Origin of the sequence: Streptomyces sp. NPDC056734 (assembly GCF_042790455.1) — a bacterium.
Taxonomy (GTDB): Bacteria; Actinomycetota; Actinomycetes; order Streptomycetales; family Streptomycetaceae; genus Streptomyces.
In genome coordinates, this window is sequence record NZ_JBHTZD010000001.1 from 334871 (window position 1) to 340228 (window position 5358).

At 72.0% G+C, this 5358-nt stretch carries 6 protein-coding genes; 4 read left to right on the top strand and 2 right to left on the bottom strand.

What is annotated here, in order from left to right:
* From ACFRFC_RS01345 to ACFRFC_RS01360, 4 genes are all read left to right on the top strand, one after another.
* Nucleotides 1-910, top strand: a 910-nt coding sequence (locus ACFRFC_RS01345) for a lantibiotic dehydratase (protein ID WP_383112571.1), incomplete at its 5' end; no start/stop codon positions are given.
* A 1-nt stretch (nt 911) separates the two neighbouring features.
* Nucleotides 912-1865, top strand: a complete 954-nt coding sequence (locus ACFRFC_RS01350; RefSeq protein ID WP_382679897.1) for a lantibiotic dehydratase C-terminal domain-containing protein — start codon at nt 912-914, stop codon at nt 1863-1865.
* Entirely contained in the window at nt 1862-2938 is a 1077-nt protein-coding gene (locus tag ACFRFC_RS01355) for a thiopeptide maturation pyridine synthase (RefSeq protein ID WP_382679899.1), read from the top strand. The genes ACFRFC_RS01350 and ACFRFC_RS01355 overlap by 4 nt, the downstream gene beginning before the upstream one ends.
* A 35-nt stretch (nt 2939-2973) precedes the next feature.
* On the top strand, nt 2974-3285 hold the full coding sequence (locus ACFRFC_RS01360; RefSeq protein ID WP_383112572.1) for a hypothetical protein: 312 nt from the start codon (nt 2974-2976) through the stop codon (nt 3283-3285).
* A gap of 121 nt (nt 3286-3406) precedes the next feature.
* On the opposite strand, the gene ACFRFC_RS01365 is transcribed toward ACFRFC_RS01360, so the two are convergent.
* Together ACFRFC_RS01365 and ACFRFC_RS01370 are read right to left on the bottom strand one after the other, a co-directional pair.
* Nucleotides 3407-4027 carry a type VII secretion system-associated protein gene (locus tag ACFRFC_RS01365; protein WP_382679903.1) on the bottom strand — a complete coding sequence of 207 codons (621 nt, stop codon included), beginning with the start codon at nt 4025-4027 and terminating at the stop codon, nt 3407-3409.
* Entirely contained in the window at nt 4024-5064 is a 1041-nt protein-coding gene (locus tag ACFRFC_RS01370) for a hypothetical protein (RefSeq protein ID WP_383112573.1), read from the bottom strand. Before ACFRFC_RS01370 ends, ACFRFC_RS01365 begins: the two co-directional genes overlap by 4 nt.
* Nucleotides 5065-5358: the final 294 nt, after the last annotated feature.

The following is a 5358-nucleotide window of genomic DNA, read 5'->3' on the forward strand; positions in this document are numbered from 1 at the left end:
GGCTGTGGGCCCGGGTCATGGGGGCGGTGACCTGACTGTCGGCCGGGGTGATGGGAGCGGCGCTCCGACCGCCGACCGGGGCGACGACAGCGGCGACCCGACCGCCGGCCCGGGCGACGACAGCGGCGACCCGACCGCAGCCCGGGGCGCCGCACATCTCGCCGAGATCTCGGGAAGCTTCGGCACCAACGTCAATCTGCGCTCGCCCGCCGCGCCCTACGAGATCGACTACCCCGGGGTCGTCTCCGCCCGCCCGGCCGCCGACCGCATCCCCCTGCGGGACCTGGCCGTCCGCCACGATCCCGGCACCGGTCACCTCGTCCTGCTGGACGCCGAGGGCAGCCGGGTGCATCCCGTGCACACCGGGATGATGGCGGCGCTGTTCCTGCCGCCCACGGCCCGGCTGCTGTTCCAGCTGTTCGGCGACCTGCCCGGCACCACCGTCCCGACCTGGGCGCTCTTCTCCCCACCACCGGAGCACACACCCCAGGACGTGGTGCGCACCCCCCGGGTCGAGGTCGGACGGGTGGTCGTGGCCCGCGCCGCCTGGTACGTGCCGTCGGCGGCGGTGCCCCGCCGGGGCAAGGGCGAACCGGAGGCGTCCCATCTGCTCGATCTCGCCGCGTTCTTCGCCGACCACGGCATTCCGGCCCGCTGCTTCGTGTCCTTGCTGGACCCCGAGTCATGGTGCGAGGACCCCTGGCAAACGGCCCGGCTCGCCAAGCCGACCTATCTCGACCTCGCCGACCCCTCGCTGGTCGCGCTGCTCGGCCGGCGGCTTGGGGAGGGCGGCTCCTGCGTCGTCTTCCACGAGCCGCTGCCCGACCTCACGACGGTCACCGACCTGGGCGAACACGGGCGTCATGTCACCGAGTTCGTCATCGAACTCACCAGCCCGCCCGAGGAGTGAGATGACCGAGGCATGGACCTCCCTGCATGTCTTCCACCGGGGCGGCACCGACCTGCTGATCGTCGAGACCGTCGGCACCCTGGTCCGCTCACTGGAGGCCGACGGGCTGCTCGACCGGTACTTCTTCCTGCGCTACTGGGAGGGCGGCCCGCATCTGCGGCTGCGGCTGCGGCCCGTCGACGGCGCACGGGTCGGGGACCGGGCCAGGACCGCGCTGGAACGGCACCTGGCCGCGCACCCGACCACCGCGAGCTGGGACCCCGAGCGCTACGCCCTCGCCGCGCGGAGCCTGGCGCGGGCCGAGGAACTGCCGTACTACGACCGGCGGCTGAGACACACGGACACGGTGGAGGACATCCCCTACCGACCCGAGTACGCGGTCTTCGGGGGGCCGGAGGCGACCGACGCCGTCGAGCGTCACTTCACCGACTCCAGCCGGATCGCCCTGGCCGTCCTTGGGCACACCGAGGACCCCGAACGCCGGCTCGGCTTCGCGCTCGCCGCGCTGATGCTCGCCCTGACGGTGTGCGATCCCGGACACGACCGGATCGGCGGCGCACTGGAGCGGACCCGGGACCGCTGGGACCCCCCGGCCACCGCCCGGGCCGGCCGGGCGGACGCCTTCACCCGGCAGCGTACGGCGCTGAGCGCCCAGGCCGCCCGCTGCCGCCGGATCGCGGCCGACCCGGCACCGCACGGCCTCCTCGGCGCGTGGGCCCGCTCCATCGGCACCCTGCACCGCGAGATCCTCACCCTCCGCGCGGACGGCCGCTTTCATCCCGCCCCCGCCGACTCGTCCTTCCACCCGGGCCCGGACCCGCACGGTGACGTGCTGATCCTGCTGCTGCGCTGTGTCCACCTGCTCTGCAACCGGCTCGGTCTGTCCAGCCCCCAGGAAGCCCATCTGCGCTATCTGACCGCCATGACCTTCCTCGACCTCAAGGAGCCCCGATGACCCGCTGGCGCAGCATCCAGATCCGCTACTACGACCCGGCCAAGGACGACCTCATCCTCGACGCCGTCCGTCCCCTGCTGGCCGATCTGGGCGACCGGATACAGCAGCCGTACATCGTCCGGCACTGGCGGCGCGGCCCCCATCTACGGGTCAATCTCCGTGTCGGCGACGACAGCTGGCGGGCCGAGGTCCTGCCGGCGGCCACCGAGCGGCTCGCCCGCCATCTGCGCGATCACCCGTCCACCACGATCCTCGACGAGTCCGCCGCCCTCGCGCGGCAACGGCTGCTCGCCGTCCGCGAGAGCGACCACGGCCCACTGGGCCCCTGGTACCCGGACAACACCCTCCAGACCGAGCCGTACGAGGACCGTCGGCATGTGCTCGGCAGCCAGCGGCTCATCGATCTCCTGGACGCCTTCCACGCCGAGAGCACGGCGCTGGCGTTCCCCACCCTGGCGGCCATCCGCCGCGGTGACCTCAGCCTGTTCCAGGTCGCCCTGGACCTGATGATCGCCTTCGCGCACACCAGCGTTCCACCGATCTCACGCGGCTACATGTCCTTCCGGTCGCACGCGGATGCGTTCTGCTCCTACTGCGAGGACCGTGACGGCGTCCGGGCGGGTTTCGAGACCGCCTACCGGCGGCAGGCCGAACCGCTGCGCGCCCTCGTCCGCGACCGGGTGGCCCAGGTGGACGAGCACCGCGCACCGCCGTACGTCCAGGAGTGGCTCCAACTCGTCGCACGGCAGAAGGAGATCGCCACTCCCTTGATCGTCACAGGGCAGATCGATCTGGACGCGGCCGAACCGGAGCCGGAGATGGTCCAGCAGCACACCGTCGACTTCCACGAGATCCTCCTGGCCACCGGCCGCTACACGACCGAGGTCCTTCGCTCACCCTGGTTCCTCACCCACCGCCTGGCCATCAACATGCTCTACGCCCACCTCGCCCGGCTCGGCCTCACCCCCCTCCAGCGCTACCTGTTCTGCCACCTGATCTCCCGAGCCGTCGAGGACGAGTACGAGGTGTCGCCGGTCGAGAAGGCCCGCGCGTGGGCCACGGCCCGGGCCTGAGCAGGTGTCAGGGCGGGCACGATACGCTCCGCCGCGTGATGAGCACCGGCATGGGCGATGCCCGGCTGAACAGGCTGTGGGGAGCCGTTTGCGCTTTCACCGGGGTCTTCCTCCTGCTGTGGGCGCTGTCCTGGATCAATGCGAGCGTGGTCCACGAGGATCTCCACAATCGCTGTGAAGACCTGCACACGGCGAGTTTCCCCTTCGAGAAGTCGTGCACGCACGCGGACGGCACGGTCGAGGGCGCGAACAGCGTGCTCTTCGAGGGGGTCTTCTTCGGCTCGATGGTCGCCGGAGCGGTATGTCTGGGGACCGTACTCGGAGTTGAGGCTCGCCGTAGGAAGTAGTCCTGGAGCGTGGGAGCAGGACCAGGACCACCACCCCGGCCACGGCCGCCCGGTTCTGCGACCGGCCGGGGCCGGTCCTCCTGGTGATCACCGACGCCATCTGGCGTCGCGCGGCCCACCGTCAGACGGGAGGAACCGGGGGGTCCTCGGCGGGCTGCTCCTCGGAGGCGAGGAGTTCGCCGGGCTTCAGGGAGAGGGAGGCCGGGCCCGCGGGGTTCAGCAGCAGGTAGGTGTCCGATGGGGCTAGTACCCGGGCCAGTTCCCTGGCCGTCACGAGGTCGTGGGCCAGGAAACCGGCGGCGTGGAGGTGCTGGGGCGCGGTGTAGGCCGGGGCCAGCAGGCCGCCGTCCTGGCCCAGTGCGGTCAGCGGTTCGCCTTGCGGCGCCCGCAGTACCAGCAACTCTGCCTCGGAAAGCGCCCGTAGCACCGCGTCGACCGTGTCGTACCCGGTCACCAGCGCCTGCACGGCGGCGTCCACCGCGTCCGTGGGCACCGGCCAGCCCAGCGCGAGCGGTGAGGGACGGTACTCGGGATTGGCCCGCCACTCCTCGACCTCACCCGAGGCACCCGAGCGCCACTCGCCCACCACGGCCCAACGCGGCGGCGCGGTCTGCGCGTCCCAGGCCGGGTCCACCACCCCCAGCCAGTGATCGGGGGCCAGCCGTGCCGCCGCCCGGATGTCTTCGGGGACCGGTGGGGAAGGGGGTGTGGGTGGGGAAGGGGGTGGGTCCGGGGTGGTCATCGACGTCCTCTGATCGGGTGCGGGAGTGGCCCGTACGGCTCTGCCGGGGACCGTTGCTGTTGCGTCGGGCGGCGTTGCGGCTGGGGTGAGGTCGGGGGCTGGCGGCGGGAGATGCCCCGGGGTGTGCGGGCGTAGGCCCTGGCGAGGGCGTGCAGGTCCGCCGTCGGGACGAGGGTGAGGTGCTGGAGGGTGAAGGAGAACAGCTCCCGGTGGTCGTCGTCGGTCACCCGGTCGGCGCCCGGCCCACCGAGTACCGCGGCCGTGATCGCCCTCAGCAGCGGCAGGGTCATCGGGCCGTCCCTGAAGCTCCGCTCGCGGGGGCGCAGCCGGTCGACGGCGGCGAGGCCCGTGGCCAGGGACTGGTAGTGAGGGTCTCTCTCCACCTGAGTTCCGAGGGCGTACCGCAGCAGCCGGGAAAGACGCAGGGCGTAGGTGCGCCGCACGCTGGGGTCAACATCCGGGGGCATGCGCAGCGGCCCGGACGCCAACTGGTCCAGGTTCGCGCCGGCGGGATCGGGAACGAAGTCGACGAACGCGCCGGGACCGCTCACGCTGTCCCAGATATCCACCGAAATATCGTGGTGGACACCCGTGCTGGAGGTGGCCGCCCACACCCGGCGGCCCGTCTCGTTGGCCACGTGCTGGGCGATCGGTGGCTCGGCCAGGGGATCCGCACGGCCGGACAAGGCGCCCGAATAGCACGAGAGCATGACCAGGGGGCGGGTCGGCCGCAGTGCGGCCGTCAGGGAACGCACGAAAGCGGCCCCCGCCCTGGGATCGAGTTCCTGCTCGCTGCCGTCCGACTGCGGGATGCCGAGAGCCCCTGGGTCACCGTGGGAGGCGTAGAACACCGGATCGGTGCCGTTCCAGGGCAGGAGCCGGTTCCCGGTGGCGAACCGGGTCCGCTCGGGCCAGCGGTCGAGTTGGTGGTCCACCTCATCGGCCTCAAGCGGCTGCCGTTCCTGATAGTCGATCATGTGGAGATGTGAGTACAGCGCGCTCCGGTGGCTCCAGTCGAGGGCGGAGAAGGACGCCATACCGATCACCGTGCCGTCCTCTCGCCGGATCTGATGGACCAATGGATAGGGCGTCGCCGGGGTCCGCAACCGCGGGACCGGAGCCGGAGCCCAGGCCTGGGGCTGGGGCAGTGGGCGGCGTGTGGGTGCTGGTGGCTGACTGGTGGATCGTGGGCGGCGTGTGGGTGGTGGCTGGGGGGTGGGTAGGGGGCGCCCTGCGGGTGCTGGTGGCTGACCGGTGGCTCGTGGGCGGCGTGTGGGTGGGGGTGGCTGGGGGGTGGGTAGCGGGCGGGACGTGGGTTGTGGGCGCCACGT

Excerpts from the sequence above, each read along its gene's own strand:
- ACFRFC_RS01350 (WP_382679897.1), top strand. The coding sequence starts at position 912 with ATGACCGAGGCATGGACCTCCCTGCATGTCTTCCACCGGGGCGGCACC.
- ACFRFC_RS01355 (WP_382679899.1), top strand. The coding sequence starts at position 1,862 with ATGACCCGCTGGCGCAGCATCCAGATCCGCTACTACGACCCGGCCAAG.
- ACFRFC_RS01365 (WP_382679903.1), bottom strand. The coding sequence starts at position 4,027 with ATGACCACCCCGGACCCACCCCCTTCCCCACCCACACCCCCTTCCCCA.
- ACFRFC_RS01370 (WP_383112573.1), bottom strand. The coding sequence starts at position 5,064 with ATGGCGTCCTTCTCCGCCCTCGACTGGAGCCACCGGAGCGCGCTGTAC.